The organism is Enterobacter sp. JBIWA005 (assembly GCF_019968805.1).
Classification (GTDB): Bacteria; Pseudomonadota; Gammaproteobacteria; order Enterobacterales; family Enterobacteriaceae; genus Enterobacter; species Enterobacter vonholyi.
In genome coordinates this window covers 4364876-4387174 of sequence record NZ_CP074159.1, presented here as the reverse complement: position 1 = coordinate 4387174, position 22299 = coordinate 4364876, and the positions used below count along the sequence as shown (strand labels likewise).

General features: G+C 58.1%; 23 protein-coding genes. 5 read left to right on the top strand and 18 right to left on the bottom strand.

Features of this window, described 5'->3' with window-relative positions; all coding sequences use genetic code 11:
* The 15 genes from KGP22_RS20930 to KGP22_RS20860 form a co-directional block, all read right to left on the bottom strand.
* On the bottom strand, window positions 1-579 hold the full coding sequence (locus KGP22_RS20930; RefSeq protein ID WP_115876832.1) for a DUF3261 domain-containing protein: 579 nt from the start codon (window positions 577-579) through the stop codon (window positions 1-3).
* Complete coding sequence (locus KGP22_RS20925; RefSeq protein ID WP_223580673.1) at window positions 576-2900, bottom strand: MMPL family transporter; 2325 nt, start codon at window positions 2898-2900, stop codon at window positions 576-578. Before KGP22_RS20925 ends, KGP22_RS20930 begins: the two co-directional genes overlap by 4 nt.
* A complete protein-coding gene (locus tag KGP22_RS20920) occupies window positions 2869-3474 on the bottom strand; it encodes an outer membrane lipoprotein carrier protein LolA (RefSeq protein WP_115876834.1) in 606 nt (201 codons plus the stop codon). The genes KGP22_RS20925 and KGP22_RS20920 overlap by 32 nt, the downstream gene beginning before the upstream one ends.
* Window positions 3471-3893, bottom strand: a complete 423-nt coding sequence (locus tag KGP22_RS20915; protein ID WP_023309526.1) for a thioesterase family protein — start codon at window positions 3891-3893, stop codon at window positions 3471-3473. The genes KGP22_RS20920 and KGP22_RS20915 overlap by 4 nt, the downstream gene beginning before the upstream one ends.
* A gap of 3 nt (window positions 3894-3896) precedes the next feature.
* A complete protein-coding gene (locus tag KGP22_RS20910) occupies window positions 3897-5588 on the bottom strand; it encodes a glycosyltransferase family 2 protein (RefSeq protein WP_223580671.1) in 1692 nt (563 codons plus the stop codon).
* Window positions 5579-5932 carry a hydroxymyristoyl-ACP dehydratase gene (locus KGP22_RS20905; RefSeq protein WP_111963741.1) on the bottom strand — a complete coding sequence of 118 codons (354 nt, stop codon included), beginning with the start codon at window positions 5930-5932 and terminating at the stop codon, window positions 5579-5581. Before KGP22_RS20905 ends, KGP22_RS20910 begins: the two co-directional genes overlap by 10 nt.
* A complete protein-coding gene (locus tag KGP22_RS20900; RefSeq protein WP_223580669.1) occupies window positions 5919-7280 on the bottom strand; it encodes an AMP-binding protein in 1362 nt (453 codons plus the stop codon). The genes KGP22_RS20905 and KGP22_RS20900 overlap by 14 nt, the downstream gene beginning before the upstream one ends.
* Entirely contained in the window at window positions 7273-7860 is a 588-nt protein-coding gene (locus KGP22_RS20895; RefSeq protein ID WP_223580667.1) for a hypothetical protein, read from the bottom strand. The genes KGP22_RS20900 and KGP22_RS20895 overlap by 8 nt, the downstream gene beginning before the upstream one ends.
* Window positions 7861-7866: 6 nt before the next feature.
* Window positions 7867-8118: an acyl carrier protein gene (locus KGP22_RS20890; protein ID WP_024908875.1), complete on the bottom strand. Its 252-nt coding sequence runs from the start codon at window positions 8116-8118 to the stop codon at window positions 7867-7869.
* Between the two features lie 10 nt (window positions 8119-8128).
* Entirely contained in the window at window positions 8129-8386 is a 258-nt protein-coding gene (locus tag KGP22_RS20885; RefSeq protein WP_008503081.1) for a phosphopantetheine-binding protein, read from the bottom strand.
* On the bottom strand, window positions 8367-9182 hold the full coding sequence (locus tag KGP22_RS20880) for a lysophospholipid acyltransferase family protein (protein ID WP_133295272.1): 816 nt from the start codon (window positions 9180-9182) through the stop codon (window positions 8367-8369). The genes KGP22_RS20885 and KGP22_RS20880 overlap by 20 nt, the downstream gene beginning before the upstream one ends.
* Window positions 9179-9901, bottom strand: a complete 723-nt coding sequence (locus KGP22_RS20875) for a beta-ketoacyl synthase chain length factor (protein ID WP_149367163.1) — start codon at window positions 9899-9901, stop codon at window positions 9179-9181. The genes KGP22_RS20880 and KGP22_RS20875 overlap by 4 nt, the downstream gene beginning before the upstream one ends.
* A gap of 67 nt (window positions 9902-9968) precedes the next feature.
* The gene (locus tag KGP22_RS20870; RefSeq protein ID WP_223580665.1) at window positions 9969-11033 is read right to left on the bottom strand and encodes a class I SAM-dependent methyltransferase; all 1065 of its coding nucleotides are present in this window, start codon (window positions 11031-11033) and stop codon (window positions 9969-9971) included.
* A 69-nt stretch (window positions 11034-11102) separates the two neighbouring features.
* Window positions 11103-11492 carry a hypothetical protein gene (locus KGP22_RS20865; protein ID WP_111963747.1) on the bottom strand — a complete coding sequence of 130 codons (390 nt, stop codon included), beginning with the start codon at window positions 11490-11492 and terminating at the stop codon, window positions 11103-11105.
* Between the two features lie 334 nt (window positions 11493-11826).
* Entirely contained in the window at window positions 11827-12876 is a 1050-nt protein-coding gene (locus KGP22_RS20860) for an AI-2E family transporter (protein ID WP_023309517.1), read from the bottom strand.
* A gap of 145 nt (window positions 12877-13021) precedes the next feature.
* On the opposite strand from KGP22_RS20860, the gene KGP22_RS20855 reads away from it, so the two are divergent.
* The gene (locus KGP22_RS20855; RefSeq protein WP_111963748.1) at window positions 13022-14239 is read left to right on the top strand and encodes an MFS transporter; all 1218 of its coding nucleotides are present in this window, start codon (window positions 13022-13024) and stop codon (window positions 14237-14239) included.
* 4 nt (window positions 14240-14243) lie between these two features.
* Here KGP22_RS20855 and KGP22_RS20850 read toward each other — a convergent pair whose 3' ends face one another.
* Both KGP22_RS20850 and KGP22_RS20845 read right to left on the bottom strand, forming a co-directional pair.
* Window positions 14244-14801, bottom strand: a complete 558-nt coding sequence (locus KGP22_RS20850) for a DcrB family lipoprotein (RefSeq protein ID WP_111963749.1) — start codon at window positions 14799-14801, stop codon at window positions 14244-14246.
* Window positions 14802-14873: 72 nt separating this feature from the next.
* Complete coding sequence (locus KGP22_RS20845) at window positions 14874-15539, bottom strand: 7-cyano-7-deazaguanine/7-aminomethyl-7-deazaguanine transporter (RefSeq protein ID WP_111963750.1); 666 nt, start codon at window positions 15537-15539, stop codon at window positions 14874-14876.
* A 167-nt stretch (window positions 15540-15706) separates the two neighbouring features.
* Between KGP22_RS20845 and tusA the strand changes: the two genes are divergently transcribed.
* The gene (gene tusA, locus KGP22_RS20840; RefSeq protein ID WP_017693840.1) at window positions 15707-15949 is read left to right on the top strand and encodes a sulfurtransferase TusA; all 243 of its coding nucleotides are present in this window, start codon (window positions 15707-15709) and stop codon (window positions 15947-15949) included.
* 62 nt (window positions 15950-16011) lie between these two features.
* On the opposite strand, the gene yhgN is transcribed toward tusA, so the two are convergent.
* On the bottom strand, window positions 16012-16605 hold the full coding sequence (gene yhgN / locus KGP22_RS20835; RefSeq protein ID WP_003861574.1) for an NAAT family transporter YhgN: 594 nt from the start codon (window positions 16603-16605) through the stop codon (window positions 16012-16014).
* A 179-nt stretch (window positions 16606-16784) separates the two neighbouring features.
* Between yhgN and asd the strand changes: the two genes are divergently transcribed.
* From asd to glgX, 3 genes are all read left to right on the top strand, one after another.
* Entirely contained in the window at window positions 16785-17888 is a 1104-nt protein-coding gene (asd, locus tag KGP22_RS20830) for an aspartate-semialdehyde dehydrogenase (protein ID WP_033146834.1), read from the top strand.
* A 249-nt stretch (window positions 17889-18137) separates the two neighbouring features.
* Window positions 18138-20324 (top strand): 1,4-alpha-glucan branching enzyme, encoded by a 2187-nt coding sequence (gene glgB, locus KGP22_RS20825; RefSeq protein ID WP_223580664.1) that lies wholly within the window; start codon window positions 18138-18140, stop codon window positions 20322-20324.
* The gene (glgX, locus tag KGP22_RS20820) at window positions 20321-22294 is read left to right on the top strand and encodes a glycogen debranching protein GlgX (protein ID WP_223580663.1); all 1974 of its coding nucleotides are present in this window, start codon (window positions 20321-20323) and stop codon (window positions 22292-22294) included. The genes glgB and glgX overlap by 4 nt, the downstream gene beginning before the upstream one ends.
* Window positions 22295-22299 lie beyond the last annotated feature (5 nt).

Here is a 22299-nt window from a genome sequence, read left to right as displayed (position 1 = left end):
TCAGTCACCCAGATATTGAATGGTGATGTGGTATTTGAATACGTGTTGCTCAATGCTGATCGGCTCGCGCTTGCCTTTACGCTGCAGGTAGACAATCTCCGTCACCAGCTTGCCGCTGGCGTTACGCAGCTCGCGTCGATCGCCATTGTCCGTTAGCGTCCAACCCTTCGGCAACTGCGGCTGCCAGGCGCTAATCGGCCAGTGGCTTAGCATCACGTCCGCCAGCACCTGGCTTGCGGGCGGCAGCTGCGGCACAACGATCGACTGTTCGGTATGAATACCGGTCTCATCGTACGTCGCCAGGAACAGACGGATCCCCACGGAAGAGAGCCCGGCCAGCGTCACCTTATGCGCATCCGCGTTGAGCATCACCAGCAGGGACTGCGTTTGTCCGTTAAAGCTGCCGGTCAGCAGCTGCTGGGAGCTTACCGCCGGGCTAATGCCGGGCGGCGGGAGCGTCACTCTGGTTCCCGGCTGGAGCCAGGCCTGAGGCCGTGTCTCTTTGGTATCGGTCGAATGGCTGCAGCCCGCCAGCAGCAGCGCTGCGGTTAGCGCGACGGCGCGGTAAAAAGCGTTCATTTACGTTTTCTCTCTTTCTTATCCGGCATCGCCAGCGGCGCCAGCAGGAAGGCGGTAAAAATACCGCTCACCAGCACGATACCAAAGCTGCTGATGGCCTGGGTGGCGCTGAAGACGAGCATGCCCAGCGTCAGCAGCGTGGTCATCATGGCCAGCGTAATCGCCAGCATTGAGGTGAGCGGCGTACCGCGCGGATTGCTGAAAAACAGCGTGTAGTTAATGCCAATGCCGAGCACCAGTACCAGCGCCAGAAGTGAAAACAGATTCACCGGGTGGCCCGTTGCGGCCAGGACCGACAGCCCGCAGGTCAGCGACAGCAGGGACGGCACCAGGCTTATCAGCCCTTTACGCCAGCCGAGGCGCAGCATCGCCCCGCAGGCAATCACCGCCAGCGCCGCAAACAGTAGCCCCGTCAGCAGCGTGCGATAGAGGGCAAACAGGCTGTCAAAGCTGGCTTTGCGATCGACCCAGACGACGCCGTCATGGCGCGCGGCTAGCTCACCGAGGTAAGCGCTGTTTTTCGCACCGTCCACCGGCACGAGCACGCCGCTTTCCCCATCGGGCAGGGTCAGCCAGAGCAGACGCCAGCCTTCGCTCGCCGGGCTTTTAAGCCACGCGTCCACGCTGACCGGCATGGCGTCGAGATTCGGGGAGACGGCGTTGAGCCCGGCGCTTTTCAGCACGTTCGTTACCGCAGGTGCGGCGTTCTGTAGAAGCGTAAGATCGCTTTTCTGGCGGGCCAGCGAGTTCAGCGGCAGGGTGCGCCAGCGGACAATCTCTCCCGCTTTTTGCGCCTCCGCCAGCGCCGGGGTAAAGGCTTCCAGCCGCTCCAGCGTTTGCTGAGGCGAGGCGCCGTGAACCACAAACCATTTCTGATCGACGCTCTGTCCGGTCAGGGCGGTAATGGCCTTCTCCTGCGCCAGAATATTTTTCGGCAGCGCCTGCAGCTGGGCGATGTCGTCGTCCACCCTCAGCGCACTCATCCCCACGGCGGAGAGCAGCGCCAGCGCGACGGGCAAACCAACGGACAATTTTTTACTGCGCCGCCAGGCGGCCAGCCAGCGCAGCATCAGGACCATAAATGGAACCGGGCGCACCGGTAACCCACGGCACAGCCACGGATGCCAGAAAATCACCGTCAGGCAGGAGGCGCTCAGCCCCACGGCGGCGAACACCGCCATCTGGCGGATCCCGGGGAAGGGGGCCAGCATCATAATCAGGTAGGCGGCGACCGTCGTCAGCAGCGCCATCAGCAGCGCATTGCGAACTTTGTCCAGGCTTTGCCAGGGGGAAAGCTCCGCGCCGTGCACCATCCGTTCGGTCAGGTAGTAGAGCGTGTAGTCGGCTGAAATACCGATGATGCTCATGCTCATTACCAGCGTCATCAGATGCAGCTCGCCAAAGAGCAGCAGCGTCACCACCGTGCCCGCCAGCGCGCCGATGGCAATCGAGAGCACGCTCAGCAGCAGCGGACGCAAAGAGCGGAACACCGCCACGATGAGCAGGAACACGCCAAGCAGGGTGGCGATGCCCAGCGTTGAGACGTCGCGTTTGGCCTGCTGGCTGGCGTAATCGCTGTAAAACACGGTTCCGCGGGAAAGCAGCTGTGCCTGCGGGTAACGGGCTTTGAGCGTCTCCTGCAGCGCGTTAAGCGTCGTCACGAGCCGGTGGGTCTGCTGCATATCAAACGACGAGCCCGCCAGTTCACCGTGAAGCAGATACCAGTAGTTTCCCGCCTCATCTTTTGTGACCAGCCAGCCGTCCATCAGCCGCAGCTTCTGGCCGTTTTGCGCCAGAGCGAGCTGGGAGCCGCGCATCAGCATCAGGGGATCGTTTTGCAGCTCTTTGCCGCTGACGCCGGAAAAGGCCGAATAGAGCTGAGATAAAATCCACCGCGCCTGTGCTTCTCCGCCGTTTTGCAGGCGGGCGCGGGTGGCGGGATCGATAAGGCCATTTCGGTGCTGCCAGAAGAACTCTCCCCAGGCCTTTTGCCCGGCGGCGTCCATCTGGCCTTTGACCTCGCTGAGCGCGTCGCTGCTTTGAAGCAGCGCCAGCCACTGCTGCGCCACGCGCGGATCGGGCTCTTTGCCGGGGCTGACCAGCCATACCAGCTGGCGGTCGAGACGCTGCATAAACCCGTCGTTGAGCGCCGGCGGGATCGCCCCCAGCGTCTGCTTCGGCAGCATGGCCAGCACGCTGCTGTTCAGACGCGCGCCGGGCAGCAGCGACAGCAGCACGCCCAGCAGAATCAGGCATAGCGTGGCCCACAGCAGCGCCGGGCGCAGGGATTTACGGTGCGGCAAAGCGTTGGCGTTCGTCATCGGTCAGGCTGGCGGGCGTCAGTTGGTGGCGTGAAAGGGCGATATCGGTACGGTCGCCCTGTTTGTCGTTGAGGCGAATCGTCTCCAGATAGGTCGCTCCGCCCAGATCGAGGGTGGCGAAAATCTTGTCCAGCGGCGTCGTTTTTGGCGTAAGCACCAGCGACCAGCGGCCCGCTCCCAGGTCTTTAAAATCAATACGGAAGTTCTCTTCCAGCACCTTGCGGTCGGCCTGGAACAGGGCGCGCAGAAGATGATTGAACTGGAACATCTGCGGATTATTGTCGGCAGTGATGGTCTGCGGCGGCTGGCCGTTGATTGCCTGAACCATCCGCTTGTCGTCCAGCAGCAGCGTCATCGGAAACGGCGCTTTTTGATCCCACAGCAGGCCGCTGTCGCGGGCGATCAGCATTTCGCCCTGCGAGCGCAGCGGCTGCGGCATATCTTTTATCGTGCGAACCTGTTCGAAGTGCGCGCGCACCACGGGCTGCTCGGTGAAGCGCTGCTGCAGCTCATCCAGCGTCACGGCGCTGACCAGCGGGCTGAGGATTAGCGCCAGTAAAGGCAACCATTTCATGGCGTTACTCCCATACGTTCAAACAGTATTGCCGGGCTCACAAAGCACATTTCGCGGGTGGCTTCTTCCACCGCCACCTGGATGGTGTACCCGGTGGTCGTGCGTTTGCCGGTCTGCGCATCGAAAATTTGATAGGCAATGCGCAGGCGGTTTTCATACTCTTCAACGTGCGCGCGGACGCGAATACGCTGCTCAAAGGTCACCGCATCGCGGTATTTCACCCGCGTGTCGACGACGGGCCAGACGTAGCCGGAGGCCTTCATCTGGCGATAGCCATAGTCAAACTGATTGAGCAGCGCCTCGCGGGCGATCTCAAAGTAGCGGAAATAGTTACCGTGCCAGACCACGCCCATCATATCGACGTCGTGGAACGGAACGGTGATCTCGACTTCAGTCGTAAAGCGGGGATCGGTCAGCACCCTTTACTCCTTTTCACTGGACTCTGGCAGATGCCAGAAATCGAAAAAATTAAACCAGTCGAGCGGCGACATGAGGGCGTAATGCTCCAGCCGCTGCGCGTAGCGATCGACGGTATTCTGCAGCGCCTGCTGGCGTTCACCGCGCGGCAGGCGCAGCGGATCTGCAAACGGTTCACAGTGCAGGACGAGCTTACCCTGCTGGCGCAGGGCAAAAATCAGCACCACCGGGCAGCGCAGGATGGAGGCCAGGATAAATGGCCCCTGTGGGAACGGCGCTGGCTGGCCCATAAACGTACTCCAGATCACCCGCCACTCGCCGCCACGCTGCGGATTCACCGCGATGCGATCGCCCACAATCGCGACCCACTCTCCCCGCTCAAGCTTCTCTTTGATGGCAATCGCGGTGTCCGGGCCGATGTCGGTGACCGACATCAAATTCACGCTGGCCTCGGGCGCCATTTCGCTCATGATCTGCTTAAAGCGCTGGGCGTTCTCGCTGAAGACCAGGGCGGTGATAATTTTGCTGCCGTCCAGCTGGGCCAGAGCCCGGCAGGCTTCTACGTCGCCAAGATGCGAGGCCAGCAGCAGCTTGCCCTGCGGCGCCGCGATATTAAGCGTTTCGCTCGCGCCGGCGGCAAAGACCACGTCGCGATCAAACTTCAGCTCGCCGCGCCAGCTGGCGACCTTATCCAGCATCGCGTTGCCGAAGCGCATAAAATGGAAAAAGCTGTTGAGCCGTGAGGGAACGGGCATGTTCCGCTTATGCAGTTCTTGCTTGACCCTTCCAATCCACTGCCGCGAGGCCTGCCGTGCGGGACGTGCGATAAGCCAGTACACGCCGATCACCGGCCACAGCAGCACGGTAAAGGCCCGCCGACCCAGCAGTTTCCAGACGCGCAGCATCAGGCGCATCCCCCACAGACCCTTGACCTCGTCCTGCTGCGCCCAGTGCTGGCGGCGTCGACGGAAAAGCAGGCCGGGCATGCGGGGCAGCATGCCGAAGAAGAGTCGGGTATGCATCAGGGAGATCCGCACGTTATCTTTTAACGCATCGAAGTGGGACAAGCCGTCCTGTGGGTAAGTGACGCGGGTGGGCAAAAAGACGCTGGTGTTGCCCTGCCAGTAAAGACGGACCATCACTTCGGTGTCAAAGTCCATCCGTTTACCGAGCGTTTCACGCGCTGCCAGCCGCAGCGTGGGCGAGACCGGGTAGACCCGAAAGCCGCACATGCTGTCTTTAAGCTGCAGGGATAAGGTCTCAATCCAGACCCAGACGTGTGTTATCCAGCGCCCGTAGAGTCGCGAGCGCGGAATGGAATCATCGTAAATGGGCTGGCCGGAAATCAGCGCGTCCGGCTGGCGCTCCGCCAGCGCCAGCAGTTTGGGGATATCTTCGATGGCGTGTTGGCCGTCCGCGTCCACCTGCACGGCGTGGGTATAGCCCGCGCGCGCGCACTCTTCCAGCCCCCTGATGACCGCGGAGCCTTTTCCGGCGTTTTGCGCCAGACGGACCAGCATCATCTGCGGCTGCTCAGCCGCCAGGCGCTCAAGCTCCTGACGGGTGACTGCGTCGCTGCCGTCATCCACCACCAGGCACGGCAGGCCGAACGGCGCGAGACGTGACAGCACGCTGGCGATCATGGCGCCGTGGTTGTAGCACGGGATCAGCACGCAGGGGCGGAAGGTTACTGACATAGCCGAATTTTCCCGCTGCTGGCGGTATGGCGCTCAGCCCCTGCGTGACGCTGGTAGCTGAAGGTCAGCATCTGACGTTCAGCATGCCACTCAAGCATCAGCGTCACCGTGGTTTCCGGCAGCAGAGGTGCCTGGAACTTCACGTTTTGAATGCTGTGAAAGCGGTAGCCCGGTGCCAGTAACGTCGTGGCGTAGTGCATTACCCAGTCAAGCTGCGCAACGCCGGGCAGCAGCGGCTGTACGGCAAAATGGCCCTGAAACCAGAACAGCGCCGCGTCGAGATGCAAAACGATCTCCAGCTTCTCCGGCTGTGTCTGGTGGCGCTCAATTTCATGAATTTTCATGAAATAACTCCTCTAACTGCGCATAGACACGCTTGTTCATACTGTTTACCGGCATTTCATCGACAATACGCCAGTAGCGTGGAACGGCGACCGGCTCAAGCCACGGCAGCAGGGCGCGACGCCAGGCGAACTCCTGCGCTTTTTTATCCTGCATATACCCGCGCTGGCGAACCGCTTCGTCCAGAACCAGCAGGGCGCCAATCCCCTGACGGCCCCCGCGCGTGACCGGCAGCGCCGCCGCTTCGCAAATGCCGTCGAGCTCCAGCAGGCGACGTTCGATCTCGTTAAGCGAGATGCGCTTTTCTTCAATTTTGACCACCCGCCCGCGACGCCCGGCGATGCTGAAAAGCCCCTCGCTGTCGAAGTGGAGGATATCGTCCAGCTGGAGTCCTTCAGCCTCGTGGATCAGTGGCGACGTGACGCGACAGGCTTCATCTTCCTGATGGAAGATAACGCCGGGGAACGCGAGCCACGGCACGTTATCCTGCTGGCGATGGCGCCAGGCGAGGATCCCGGTTTCGGTACTGCCATAAATTTCATACGGCCAGATGTTAAGCCAGCCAGCGGTGGTGGATACGTCGCACCAGGGCAGCATTCCGCCTGCTGAAATCAGCATTCTGACGGGCGGCGCGGGCAGCTCCGTATCCAGGCGCTTCAGGAACGCCGGGCTGCTGATGAACAGGTAATGCCTGTCATGAGGAAGGGCGGCCAGCTGCTCTGCATAGTAGAGCATCGCAGCATGCAGCGGCAGGCCCAGCGCCATCGGCAAGACGATACGGAAGGTCAGGCCGTACAGATGTTGCGGTACGACCGAGGCGACAACGCTACAGCCAGTCAGACGCTCGCCGAAGCGGTCAGCCAGCAGACGGGCTTCGCGATCCAGACTGACGATGTGCTTAATCACCCGACGCGGCGTCCCCGTGGAGCCGGAGGTGAACAGTTCAACAAAGCGGCTTTCGTCAATGTCCGGCAGGGGCGTCCAGTGGCGAGCAGTCTGATGGCTGGAGGCCACCACAATCAGCTTGCCATGGAAATCGAGAGTCCTGTCGCTCAGGACGCCGCTAAACAACGACTGCTGTTCTTCAAGCTGCGAGACGCGGCTATGGCCGGGAATGACTGGCGTTTTACCGGCATGCAGCGAGGCCAGCAGCGCAACGATAAACAGATAGCTGTTTTCAAAGCACAGCGCCCAGCGCTCGCCTTCCTGCTGACGCAGGATGTCAACCAGCAAGGTCACGTCGTGGCGCAGCTGGCCCAGCGTCCAGGTACGATCGTCAAGCCAGGCAACGGGCATGTCGTCAGGGCGCGGGGCGTTTAACCACTGGCCCAGCGGAAGGGGGTTAGTCATTGTGCATCTCTTTTTTTATCACCCGCTGGCGGACCAGCCACTCGGTCACCATCAGCGTTCCCATCAGGATATAAGCCACCATACCGTTCCACAGCGTCCACAGATGCAGGTCGCCGTGGAGAACGGTGAACAGCGCCATTGCGCCGTTTCCGATGAAAAAGCCGCACCAGACGAGGGTCACCCTGCGGGTATAGCGCACGCCCTCCGGGGGCAAATCTGGCTCGCGCAAGCGCGCCAGCCGTTCGACCAGCGGCATCGCGGTCCACAGCGAACCGCCAAACACGGCCAGCATCACAAGGTTGACGACCACCGGGTAGAACAGCAGCCACTGGTGGGTTTTCAGCAGGTAGCTTGCCGCGCAGAGCGCAATGCCCGCGAGCGCCACGCACTGCACCACATACCGCATCGGGCCACGGTTCCGCTGTGCCTGACGCAGCCGCAGCAGCAACATCAGCGCCATCACCGGCAACAGCCACTGCAGGCTGTTGTGCGTCAGCCCAAATCCAATCAGGAAGGGCCACGCCAGCAGCATCAGACCCGTCAGCAGTGGGATGAGCGGGAACGTCCGTCCACCACGCACGACGTCTTACTCTTCGCGCAGAAGCTGTTCGACGGCGTCTACCACATCCTGAACGGTACGAACCGATTTGAAGGTTTCCGGCTTGATTTTCTTACCGGTTTTTTTCTGCAGGTGAACGATCATGTCCACCGCGTCAATGCTGTCCAGCTCCAGGTCTTCATAAAGACGGGCTTCGGGCGTAATGTCCTGCGGGTCGATTTCAAAGAGCTTGGTCAGAAGGCCGCAGACTTCCTGATAAATGGTTTCTTGTTCAGTCATCGTTCACATCTCAGGCGCGTTGAGCGTTGATAAAGGACGCCAGCGTGGCGACGGAAAAGAAGTGCTGGCGCATCTCTTCGCTTTCGGCAGAAAGCACCACGCCATACTGGTTTTTCACGGCCAGACCCAGTTCCAGCGCGTCAATGGAGTCCAGACCCAGCCCATCGCCAAACAGCGCGGCATCGGTATCAATATCCTCTGCGGTAAGCTCGTCCAGATTCAGCGTGGTGATAATGAGATTCTTAATTTCAAGATAAAGCGCTTGCATCATTAATTCCTGACAAAGATTGAAGGCCTGATGTTAATCGATGCTCCAGATGCCGGTTTAACTGCCTTGCCGCCAGCGCCGGTTCTTGTTCATTTGCATCGTAAAATTCGTCGATGTTCACGCGGTCGCGGACATCCACGGTGAAAACAGGTTTTTCTGGCGGTACATCATACCAGTGACTTTTTTTATCCAGCAGATGTTCGCTACAGTGGATCAGCACCACCCGCAGATCGCTGTTACAGCGCACGGCGATATTAGCCGCGCCGCGCTGGAGGGAGATAGCCTCGCCAAACCGGGTTCGCGTGCCTTCCGGGAAGATCAAAAGCGTGTCGCCCTGAGCCAGACGCTGCTGGCTGGCCGCGAGCAGGGGCTCGGCTTCGCTGTTAATCAGGTAATCCGCCGCGCGGATGACGCCGCTGACAAAGGGATTACGCAGCAGCGCGCTCTTCACCAGACAGTCGGTTTCTGGCATCACCGACGCCAGGATCACGTAGTCAATTAACGTGGGGTGGTTAGCTACCACCAGACAACCCCGATCGCTGCGCAGCGCGTCAAGATTGTGAATGCGATAGTCCAGTACCCCGAGGCCGCGCGCAACGGTCAGGAAGAAACGGAAGCTGGCCGCAATGCTGCGACGCGCTAGACGGCGACGGTTGGCGCGGTCGCGCTGGACGATCAGCAGCAGGTTGAACCAGACCAGCGACAGCAGCAGTCCGCCCACGCCAAACAGCGCGAAGCAGAATCCGGTCATCACCAGACGCCATAACCAGTTGATACGGGCAGCCAGGTGGTTCATGCGCGCGTCCATTGCCACAGCAAACGTTCGCCGGGCACTACAAACTGACGTTCCTCGCTGAGATAGCGCTGCAGGAACATCAGGCTTTGCGGCAGGGCGGGTTCTTCACCCGTGCTGCCGCTGTGGGTTTCACACTGCAATTCCTGGCCGGATTCAATGACCAGCGCCAGCGCGTAGGGCCAGGTGGGCATCTGCTGCGGTAACGCCGGATGGTAAAATTCCGGCAGCGCGCCGTCAAAATCGACCAGCAAGACGCGGGAGTAGCCGGCATGCAGCAGGCTTAGCACTTCACATAAAGCCTGCTGGAAGGTGTCCAGCCCGGCAGAAATGGATGACGAGACGATGGGCTGGCGTGCGGTAATCGTGAGATTGCCCACCGCCGAGTTGTGCACGGACATGGCGAAGTCGGTGGGCGATACGGACTGGCCGGTTGCCAGAGCATGCAGAATACGGTAGTTGCGCTCCAGCTCGCCGTGGCGGCTGGAATAGACGACGGCATCAATGGCGTGGTTTTGCAGCATGGCAAGACCAATATCCACCGCCAGCTTACTGCCTGAATTGAGGCGGCGCGCGGTCATCATAGGTAAAGCGGTCAACCGGGGAAGCGGGGCAGCTGGATCGACGGCCAGCTGCAGGCGAGACCACGCCTGCCACTCTGTGGCATCGCTGAGTCCTGGGGCTCTGGCCTGCCAGTCGATAATGTTCAGTGAAAATTTCATCTACGCGCGTCCGCGAAAAAAACCGTATTCAAAAGGCAGACTGGGCCACCCGGGCAGCTAAGCTGCTCTATTGTTCACGTTTGGTGCATATCAGCAGGGTATGACCGACCCCAAGGTTGTCCAGCCGCTGTTCAACGCTGAAACCTGCGCTCTCCAGGTAGTGATAAAACTTTTCTACGCTGTAAAACCGGCTATTGCCATTCGCCATACAGGTGAAATAGAGCGAGGTGGCATTCAGGCTGAAAGAGGCTGCTTCAAATTTCTGAGCATCCCAGAAAAGCTCCATGATGCACAAACGTGCGCCTGGCTTCATGGCCTGTGCGACGCGCGTCAGCATGGCGACAATCTGATCCGGAGAGAAACAATCCAGGAACTGGCTCATCCACCAGACGTCGGCGTCACCCGGCAATGTTGCTGGGCTAAGCATATCGACAGCATGGAATGCAATACGATGAGAAAAACCTGCTTTTGCGATGTTTTCCTGCGCCAGCGCTATCTGCTGCGGCAGATCGAGGATCGTCACGGCAACATTTTCGTCATAGCGGCAGCAGCGTAACGACCATTTACCCGTATTTCCGCCCACATCGTACAATTTTGTCGGCGAGCTTGCGAATATATATGGCAAAGCCGCGTCAAAAGCGGCGTCAGAATAGTAATGATCAAAGGCGAACCAGCTATCCTTCGCCGGAGCAGGTAATTGGGATAAAGCCGGGTAGATGGTTGGCCAGTTGCCAAACACGGCTAATCCGGCAGGTTTTTCTTCCTGCAGGGCGTCCGCCAGGTGAAATAGCCCCTGGTAACAAACGTCCTGGGTGAAATCCATATTTACGCGGGTCATTTCGTCGTGCAGTAAAAAATGGCCCACTTTCGCCAGGAAATAACGTCCATGCTGTTGGGTTACGATTCGACCGCTTAATCCCATATCCAGCAGTACGCTGACACCATAGCTACCTAGCGTGCTGTGTTCTGTTATTTCCTCAAGGCTGGCACCTTCTTTCCCTTGTTTATCGAGCCAGGCGAGAACGCCTGAGTTACGCAGACAAAGCGCAGTCTGGAATAACATCGGGGCAAAAGCGATGCGTTGCGCTTCGGTAATGGCATCCAGTGCGCTGAGTGGGTCCTTTTCGTACATTACTACGTAACCTTTGAGGATAATAAAGAGAGGTTATCGGGCCATACGCGGCCCGACTTTAGAAAAATATTACAGCGTGGCGCCTGCGGAGAGGTTCAGCTGAATATCGTGGTCGAGGTTATTCACCCAGCGGTTATAATTTTTGTGAATTTTACCGTCTGCCGCTTTCAGATTAAGGCTGTTTTCATAGTTGATTGAATAGCTTGTTGCCGTATACGGAATACTCACCTGGACCGAGTGATCGCGCGACTGCAGACGCCCCTTAATCATTCCCGGGCCCGCTTCCGTCATGATCCAGTCACGTTTTTGGCCTGCTTTCAAAATTGCCGTTTTTACCTGATCGGCAGTATGACCCGCGCTTACAATAGAGTGAACCTGAGCGATTGGGGCGGTACGCGCACAGCCAGCCAGTGCGCCAACGAATACGGCAGCAGCACACCATTTAACGATCTTTTTCATCAACAACTCCATATCAATATTAACAATTAAAGGTAGTGGTTTTTACAAATAATATTCATCCGGCTATCCGTTGGCGCCAGGCGTATTTTTAATCAATATTAATGTTTGCATTACGATGAAGCGAAGACGGAAATAATAACATGGAAAATAAGTAACTATTTCATTTTTTATAATTTGCGTTAAATCATAAATTGCGTTTGAGCGTAATGCGCACGACGTAAATAAAACAGGGTGAATATCGCCTTAACGCAAATAAAATACCGCGACGGATTAAGGACGCGGTAATTTACGGTGTATTACTGATGGTTTAAACCTACCTGTACAGGTAGGTCGGTTATCCGGGTAATCGGCTTTTCGGCCTCCCCGGACCGAGCAGGATCGCCAGCTTGCTGCCGCCTTTGGTGGTTTCCATCCAGATTTTACATACACTGGTCAGGGGGACCGACAGCAGCATACCGACCGGGCCCAGCAGCCATCCCCAAATCAGTAAGGATAAAAATACCACCAGCGTCGACATGCCCAGACGGTGTCCCATCATGCGCGGTTCAAGAATATTGCCCAGCACCATATGCACGACGAGGAACAGCGCGCCGACCAGCATGCATTCGTAGAAACCGTTGAACAGAAACGCCTGAATCATCGGCGGCACGGCGGAAAGCACCGCGCCAATATTCGGCACGTAGTTCAGCAGAAATGCCAGCACGCCCCACATCAGCGCGAACTGCACGTCCATCAGCATCAGCCCCAGCCAGACAATGACCCCGGTCCAGACGCTCAGAAGCGTTTTCAGCGCCAGATATTTTGAGACGCCCTTCAGTGCCCGGTGTAATCCGGCAATGTGAATTTGTGGGTTGTTCAGTGCAAAGCGCAGCTTATAGGGAACGTGGCGGACTTCGAACAGCATAAACACTACCGTCATGACCAGCAGCAGAATGCTGGCCATCGCGCCGGAAAGCCCCGTCATCAACGTGGTGGCGTAGGTCATGACCTTCTCGGAGTCCATTCTGCGCAGCATCCGTTCGGGTGAAATATGCAGATTAAGAAAGGGTACCATCTCCTGCAGCGCGACAATCTTACGCGTCAGCTCTTTGTTGTACTGTGGCAGCATGGTGGAGAATTCGCTCAGCGATGCCGCCAGTACGCCGAAGAGCGCCGTCAGGCCAATCAGCATAACAATAACCACAATGGTGATGGCTACCGGGCGGCTGACGCCCCGACGTAAAAACCAGGTGACCAGAGGATTAAGCACAATGGCAAAAAAGAGCGCCAGCAGGAGCTGAACAATAATGTCGGCGGCAGCATGAATACCCGCAAGGATAACCACCAGACAGGCGAGTTTTAATAAGATGTGAAGTCCTGCTTTGTCGGACGGGTTAGCGATCATGCGTGTTCCTTAATATGATGACCCGGTAAGTGTAGTGCCCGGGCTTCGCTTCGTCTGGAGCCGTTAATCTGAAAGTCGGTGCTGATTTTCTTATTGCGCCGTGGTAATAGTGAAACACGGTTGTAAAAAATCCAGGTAAAACCCCATGCCCGAACCTGCCGCTGAACCGGCACTGAGCGGATTGCGCCTCAATCTGCGCATCGTTTCCGTTGTGATTTTCAACTTTGCCAGCTATCTGACCATTGGCCTGCCGCTGGCGGTCCTGCCGGGCTATGTCCATGACGTGATGGGCTTCAGCGCCTTCTGGGCGGGGCTGGTCATCAGCCTGCAGTATTTCGCCACGCTTCTGAGTCGCCCCCATGCCGGGCGCTACGCGGACCTGTTCGGTCCAAAAAGCATTGTGGTGGTGGGTTTATGCGGCTGTTTCCTCAGTGGTCTGAGCTACCTGCTGGCTGCCGCAACCAGCCACTGGCCGCTGGTCAGCCTGGCGCTGCTCTGCCTGGGCCGCGTCATTCTTGGCATCGGGCAAAGCCTGGCGGGAACCGGCTCGACGCTCTGGGGCGTGGGGGTGGTAGGTGCGCCGCACATTGGCCGGGTGATCTCCTGGAACGGGATTGTCACCTACGGGGCAATGGCGCTCGGGGCGCCGCTCGGCGTGGCCTGCTATGCGCTTGGCGGGCTGTATGGGCTGTCTATCACCATTATGGCGGTCGCGCTGCTGGCAATTCTCTTTGCGCTGCCGCGTCCGAAAGTAAAGGCCAGCAAAGGCAAGCCGCTGCCGTTTCGGGCGGTGCTGGGGCGCGTCTGGCCGTACGGCATGGCCCTGGCGCTGGCAACCACCGGCTTTGGCGTAATTGCGACCTTCATCACCCTGTTTTACGACGCCAAAGGCTGGGACGGCGCGGCCTTTGCGTTAACCCTGTTTAGCTGTGCGTTTGTAGGTGCCCGCCTGCTTTTCCCTAACGGCATCAACCGTCTCGGCGGGCTGAATGTGGCGATGATCTGCTTTGCGATAGAGATTGTCGGGCTGCTGCTGACCGGAATTGCGATGGTGCCGTGGGTCGCCAAAGTGGGCGTGTTCCTCGCGGGGGCTGGCTTTTCCCTGGTCTTCCCGGCGCTGGGCGTGGTGGCGGTAAAAGCCGTGCCGCAGCAGAATCAGGGGGCGGCGCTGGCGACCTATACGGTATTCATGGATATGTCTTTAGGCATTACCGGCCCGCTGGCGGGGCTGGTGATGGCCTGGGCAGGCGTGCCGGTGATCTATCTTGCCGCGGCGGGTCTGGTTGTTATTGCGCTTCTGCTGACGTGGCGACTAAAAAAATGGCCCCCGGTGCAGGCACCGGAGGCCACGTCATCGTCGTGAGGCGTTACTGGATCACGATGGTGTTAATGATGTTTTCAGCGGCTGTCTGCGCTTTCTGCTGATCTTCCGCTGGCAGGGTGATCTGCAGGGTCAGCAGTTTGTTATCGACCTTGCCCAGCACGACAGAGGAGTAAGCGGTCTGGCCTTTTGCGGAGATGATGCTATCGAGCTGCTGCAGCTTATGGCCTTTCAGCTCGATGGATTTATTGGTCACGACCTGAAGCTGTGGGTCGCGTCCGCGCTGCTGATCTTCAAGACGTTTGGACAGGACGGCCAGGTCTTCGCTGGTGTCGTCGCCCACAATCACAATGACCGCTTTCTGCCCGGTTGCGTCGGAGTAAACGTGCATGTTGTTCGCCTGGGTGCCCAGCTTGCCGCTCTGGTCAGTCATATCGGCTGGCAGAGAGAAACTGAGTTTGCCATCCATCAGATTCACCGGCTGGCCGGTCGCATTGCTTTCTGCGGATGTGCCCTGAGCAGGCGTTTTCGTGTCGCTGTTATCACAGGCTGCAAGACCCACAACCAGCAGGCCAATCCCGACATATTTAACCAGATTGCGCATTGACTTCTTCCTTTCGATAAACGGCCATAACGGCTCATTCGCTCATCTTATCACAACTGATAAAGCGAACCCTTAACCAGCCTGCAATGCTGTGATTTCAGATTTATCTGCCAGCCTTTTCAGCAGCATATTGAGCAGCACGCCGTACATCGGCAGGAAGAAAACAATGCTGATGAGGACCTTGAAGCAGTAGTCCACCAGCGCGATTTCCATCCAGTGCTCGGCCATGAACGCATCCGGGCTGCGCCAGAAGGCGATGAAGAAGAAGGCCAGCGTATCGCTCACGTTACCGAACAGCGTGGAGGCGGTTGGCGCCATCCACCAGCGATGATTCTGACGCAGGCGGTTAAACACATGCACGTCGAGGATCTGCCCCAGCGCGTAGGCCATAAAGCTTGCCGCGGCGATACGGGCAACGAACAGGTTGAAGTGGGTTAACGCCTCAAAGCCCTGCCAGCTTCCCATATAAAACAGAGACGAAATCACGTACGAGATGAACAGCGCCGGGAGCATGACCGAAAAAATAATACGGCGAGCCAGCGGTGCGCCAAAAATACGCACGGTCAAATCCGTCGCGAGGAAAATAAACGGGAAACTAAACGCGCCCCAGGTGGTATGGAAACCAAAGATGGAGATCGGGAGCTGCACCAGATAGTTGCTGGAGGTGATCACCAGCAAATGGAAAAGCGAAAGCCAGAACAACGCTTTTACGCGCTGAGATTCAGAAAACTGCGTCATAATGTGACCTTTTTATACGTTGGGGTGAGGGAACCCAATAAAAACCGCAGCATGATACTGCTTTGTCAGGACATTGCAATGGTTAGTTTTTACGCAATCGTTAACCTGGTTTGCATTGATCGCAACCGGGCGTAAACTACAGCCGTTTTTATCAGACCGAGAAGATCATGACCGACCTGTTTTCCAGCCCAGACCACACTCTTGATGCCCAGGGCCTTCGCTGCCCGGAACCGGTAATGATGGTACGTAAAACCGTGCGCAACATGCAGACCGGTGAAACGCTGCTGATCGTTGCCGACGACCCGGCCACCACGCGCGATATTCCCGGTTTTTGTACCTTTATGGAGCATGAGCTGGTGGCACAGCAGACGGAAACGCTGCCGTACCGGTATTTGATTCGTAAGGGTTGAGTGGGCGCCTCTGCGGCCTGATACCCTCACCCCGGCCCTCTCCCACAGGGAGAGGGAGAAAGTCATCCCTTCATCCACGCCCGAATGCCGTCCAGGAACATCTGCGTTGCCATCATTACCAGAATCAGCCCCATCAGGCGCTCCAGCGCGTTTACCCCTTTTTCGCCCAGCAGGCGCAGGAACAGGGATGACTGCAGTAGGATAATAAACGTTCCGCCCCAGGCAATCAGCAGGGCAATGACCAGATGGCTCATCTGGTTCGGATACTGGTGCGACAGCAGCATCAGCGTGGCCAGAATGGTCGGCCCGGCAACGAGGGGAATCGCCAGCGGCACAATAAACGGCTCTTCACCCGCAGGCAGGCCGCTGCTGCTGCCTTCCGCGCTTGGGAAAATCATCTTAATCGCAATCAGGAAAAGAATAATCCCGCCGGAAATTGACACGGTTTCGGCGCGCAGGTTCAGGAATGCGAGGATTTTTTCACCCGCAAACAGGAAGATAAACATCACCAGCAGGGCGATGAGCAGCTCGCGGATCATGATCGCACGGCGGCGCTTCGGTTCGGTGTGCTTCAGCACCGACATGAAGATCGGCAGGTTACCCAGTGGATCCATAATCAGGATCAATAAAACCGCCGCGGAAATGATTTCACTCATCTTTAAATTATCCCTGATACTTAGTAGTGTTATTTCGATGATTAGCGCTTTTTCTGATTGCCGGGCAATCATCGATTAATTTCGCTTGCGACTTTGGTAGCATTTTGTAATGTGAAGCATATCCCAGTTCAATACTGGCTTGCACAATCAGCACACACCCTCAGCAGGAAAAAAATGCTATGAAAAACGTTGGTTTTATCGGCTGGCGCGGTATGGTCGGCTCTGTACTCATGCAACGCATGGTTGAAGAGCGCGATTTCGACGCTATCCGCCCGGTCTTCTTCTCCACTTCCCAGCTCGGCCAGGCTGCTCCGTCCTTTGGTGGTACCACAGGCACGTTGCAGGATGCTTACGATCTGGAAGCGCTGAAGGCACTCGACATTATTGTGACGTGCCAGGGCGGCGATTATACCAACGAAATCTATCCAAAGCTGCGTGAAAGCGGTTGGCAGGGCTACTGGATTGACGCGGCTTCTTCGCTGCGCATGAAAGATGATGCCATCATTATTCTCGACCCGGTGAACCAGGGCGTGATCACCGATGGCCTGAACAACGGCGTAAAAACTTTTGTTGGCGGCAACTGCACCGTCAGCCTGATGCTGATGTCCCTCGGCGGCCTGTTCGCTCAGGATCTGGTGGAGTGGGTCTCCGTGGCGACCTACCAGGCCGCGTCCGGCGGCGGCGCGCGCCATATGCGCGAGCTGCTGACCCAGATGGGCCAGCTGCACCAGAGCGTTGCGACCGAGCTGGCAAACCCGGCATCCGCTATTCTGGATATCGAGCGTAAGGTCACCCAGCTGACCCGCAGCGGCGAGCTGCCGGTGGATAACTTTGGCGTACCGCTGGCCGGCGGTCTGATCCCGTGGATCGACAAACAGCTGGATAACGGCCAGACCCGCGAAGAGTGGAAGGGCCAGGCTGAGACCAACAAAATCCTCGCGACCGCGAACACCATTCCGGTTGACGGTCTGTGCGTGCGTATCGGCGCGCTGCGCTGCCACAGCCAGGCCTTCACCATTAAACTGAAAAAAGATGTGTCTATTCCGACCGTGGAAGAGCTGCTGGCCGCGCATAACCCGTGGGCGAAAGTGGTGCCAAACGATCGTGATATCACCATGCGCGAGCTGACCCCGGCTGCCGTTACCGGCACGCTGACCACGCCGGTTGGCCGTCTGCGCAAGCTGAACATGGGGCCGGAGTATCTCTCTGCGTTCACCGTCGGCGACCAGCTCCTGTGGGGCGCCGCCGAGCCGCTGCGCCGCATGCTGCGCCAGCTGGCGTAATAATTTGTTAACTACCGGGGGTGATTTTCACCCCTTTTTTTTGCGTACTACATGGAGTAACACGCGTATGTCTTATTTTTTATCAGGAGTCATCTAGAGCGTTGGCTATGCTTTAAGGAAGAGTCATTTCTTACCTGAGGTTCGAACGGAGCAGAATGGATGCACATTTTTGTGCTGTCCCGTTCAGGTCACATTAAAAGTCGTCCCGGAGCGCTTAAAAAGGACGACATAAAAAACAGGATGAATACCATGTCCGATCGTGTGGATAGAGACGTGATTAATGCGCTTATTGCGGGTCATTTCGCTGACCCCTTTTCTGTGCTTGGGATGCATCGTACTGAGGCGGGTCTGGAAGTTCGGGCGCTATTACCGGATGCCACAGAAGTCTGGGTGATTGAACCCAAAACTGGCCGCAAGGTCGGTAATCTTGAATGCCTCGATTCGCGTGGCTTCTTCTCGGGCGTAATGCCCCGTCGTAAAAACCCTTTTCGCTATCAGCTCGCCGTTCTCTGGCACGGTCAGCAAAACCTGATTGACGATCCTTACAGCTTTGGCCCTCTGCTTAAAGAGATGGACGCCTGGCTGCTCTCCGAAGGAACGCATCTTCGCCCTTATGAAACGCTGGGTGCCCATGCCGATACCATGGATGGCATTACCGGCACGCGGTTCGCCGTGTGGGCGCCTAACGCCCAGCGCGTCTCCGTTGTCGGCCAGTTCAACTACTGGGACGGTCGCCGACACCCGATGCGCCTGCGCCGGGAAACCGGCATCTGGGAGCTGTTTATCCCCGGGGCGCACCCCGGGCAGCTTTATAAATTCGAGATGATCGACGCCAACGGCAAGCTACGCATTAAAGCCGACCCGTATGCCTTCGAAGCGCAGATGCGCCCGGATACCGCGTCGCTGATTTGCGGCCTGCCGGAAAAGGTTATCCAGACGGAGGAGCGTAAACAGGCCAACCGCTTTGATGCGCCGATCTCCGTCTATGAAGTTCATCTCGGCTCCTGGCGCCGCCACACCGATAACAACTTCTGGCTGAGCTACCGGGAGCTTGCCGACCAGCTGGTGCCGTACGCCAAATGGATGGGCTTTACTCACCTTGAGCTGCTGCCGGTCAATGAACACCCGTTCGACGGCAGCTGGGGCTATCAGCCCACCGGGCTGTATGCGCCAACGCGCCGCTTTGGCACGCGCGACGACTTCCGCTATTTCATTGATGCCGCGCACGCCGCCGGGCTGAACGTCATCCTCGACTGGGTGCCGGGCCATTTCCCTGCGGATGATTTCGCGCTGGCAGAGTTTGACGGTACGAAGCTTTACGAGCACAGCGATCCGCGCGAAGGCTATCACCAGGACTGGAACACGCTGATCTACAACTACGGTCGTCGTGAGGTCGCCAACTATCTGGTCGGGAATGCCCTGTACTGGATCGAGCGGTTTGGTATTGATGCCCTGCGCGTCGATGCGGTGGCGTCGATGATCTACCGAGACTACAGCCGCAAAGAGGGGGAGTGGATCCCGAACGAGTTTGGCGGTCGTGAAAACCTGGAAGCCATTGAGTTCCTGCGCAATACCAACCGCATTATCGGCGAGCAGGTGGACGGTGCCGTGACCATGGCGGAAGAATCCACCGACTTTGCGGGCGTCTCCCGTCCGCCGTCATTGGGCGGCCTGGGGTTCTGGTATAAGTGGAACCTGGGCTGGATGCACGACACGCTCGACTACATGAAGCTGGACCCGGTTCACCGTAAGTATCATCACGATAAGCTGACGTTCGGGATGCTCTACAACTACACCGAAAACTTCATGCTGCCGCTGTCGCACGATGAGGTGGTACACGGTAAAAAATCGATTCTCGACCGCATGCCTGGCGACGCGTGGCAGAAGTTTGCCAACCTGCGCGCCTATTACGGCTGGATGTTTGCCTTCCCGGGTAAGAAACTGCTGTTCATGGGCAATGAGTTCGCCCAGGGACGCGAGTGGAACCACGACGCCAGCCTCGACTGGCATCTGCTGGAAGGCGGCGACAACTGGCACCACGGGGTGCAGCGTCTGGTGCGCGATCTGAACCTGACCTATCGCCACCACAAAGCGCTGCACGAGCTCGACTTCGATCCGTACGGCTTTGAATGGCTGGTGGTGGACGACCATGAGCGCTCGGTGTTTGTCTTTGTGCGTCGTGACAAGGCCGGTAACGAGATCATCGTCGCCAGCAACTTCACCCCGGTGCCGCGCGAACACTACCGCTTCGGCATTAACCAGCCGGGCAAATGGCGTGAAATTCTGAATACCGATTCGATGCACTACCACGGCAGCAACGCCGGTAACGGCGGGCTGGTACAGAGTGACGCCATAGAAAGCCACGGGCGACCCAACTCCCTGAGCCTGACGCTGCCGCCGCTTGGCACCATCTGGCTGATGCGGGAGGGCGAATGACGCAGCTTACGGCAGGTAAACCCGAACCGCTCGGGGCGCGTTTTGACGGAAAGGGTGTCAATTTCACCCTCTTTTCCGCTCACGCCGAGCGGGTAGAACTGTGCGTGTTTGACGGGGAAGGTAACGAGCACCGTTACGATTTACCCGCGCGCACGGGGGATACCTGGCACGGCTACCTGGCCGGAGGACGGCCAGGCATGCACTATGGCTTTCGCGTACACGGTCCGTGGGATCCGGCGCAGGGTCACTGGTTTAACCCGGCGAAGCTGCTGATTGATCCGTGCGCGCACCGCGTGGACGGCGAATTTAAAGATGACCCGCTCTTCCACGTGGGCTACCGCGAGCCCGACCACCGCGACAGCGCGCCCGTCGCGCCAAAAAGCGTGGTGGTGAACGATCTTTATGACTGGGAAGACGATGCCCCGCCGCACACGCCGTGGGGCAATACCGTCATTTATGAAGCCCACGTTAAAGGGCTGACGTACCTGCACCCGTCGATCCCCAAAGAGATGCGCGGCACCTATAAGGCACTCGGGCATCCCACCATGATCGCCTACCTGAAACATCTCGGTATCACCGCCCTGGAACTGCTTCCCGTTGCCCATTTTGCCAGCGAGCCGCGTCTGCAGCGGCTGGGGCTCAGCAACTACTGGGGCTACAACCCGCTGGCGATGTTCGCGCTCGAACCGCGCTATGCCGTCCTTCCGGAAAAAGCGCGGGACGAGTTCCGCGATGCGGTGAAGGCTCTCCACGCGGCGGGCATTGAGGTCATTCTGGACGTGGTGCTCAACCACAGTGCAGAAAGCGATCTCGACGGTCCAACGCTCTCCATGCGCGGAATTGATAACCGTAGCTATTATTGGATCAGGCAGGATTGCGATTATGAGAACTGGACCGGCTGCGGTAACACGCTCAACCTCAGCCATCCGGCGGTCACGCATTTTGCGTATGAATGCCTGAAATTCTGGGTGGAGACGTTCCACGTCGACGGTTTTCGTTTCGACCTGGCGCCCGTGATGGGGCGCACGCCGGCGTTCAGCCGGCAGGCGCCGCTGTTCGAGGCGATAAAAAACTGTCCGGTGCTCTCGCAGGTGAAGCTCATTGCCGAGCCGTGGGACATTGGCGAAGGCGGTTATCAGGTCGGGAATTTCCCGCCGCTGTTTGCCGAGTGGAACGATCACTACCGCGACGCCGTGCGCCGCTTCTGGCTGGAACGCAATCTGTCGCTGGGGGAATTTGCCGGGCGCTTTGCCGCGTCGAGCGATCTTTTTAAGCGCGACGGCAAACGCCCGTCGGCCACCGTCAACCTGTTGACGGCGCACGACGGTTTTACGCTCAGGGACTGCGTTTGTTTCAATCAGAAACACAATGAGGCGAACGGCGAAGAGAATCGCGATGGCACTAACAATAACCATAGCTTTAATCATGGTATAGAAGGGTTAGGCGGAAGTCTGGATGTGATAGAGCGGCGACGCGCCAGCGTTCATGCGCTGCTGACAACGCTTTTACTGTCGCAGGGCACGCCGATGCTGCTGGCAGGCGATGAGCATGGTCACAGCCAGCACGGTAATAACAATGCGTATTGCCAGGACAACACCTTAACCTGGCTCGACTGGGGGGAAGCCAACAGCGGGCTGATTCATTTCACCGCTGCGCTGATCCATCTTCGCCAGCAGATCCCCGCGCTGACCGCCAACAGCTGGTGGGAAGAGGGTGACGGCAACGTTCGCTGGCTGAATAAAGACGCGCAACCTTTAAGCGCGCAAGAGTGGCAACACGGCGTACCACGCCTGCAAATCCTGCTGTCGGATAAATGGCTGGTCACGCTGAACGCGACGGATGACGTCGCAGAGATTGTTTTACCTGACGGGGAGTGGCGCGCCGTTCCCCCCTTTGCCGGAGCGGATAATCCGGTAGTAATGGCTGTCTGGCACGGGCCTGCGCACGGAGTGTGCGTATTCCAAAGATGATAAAA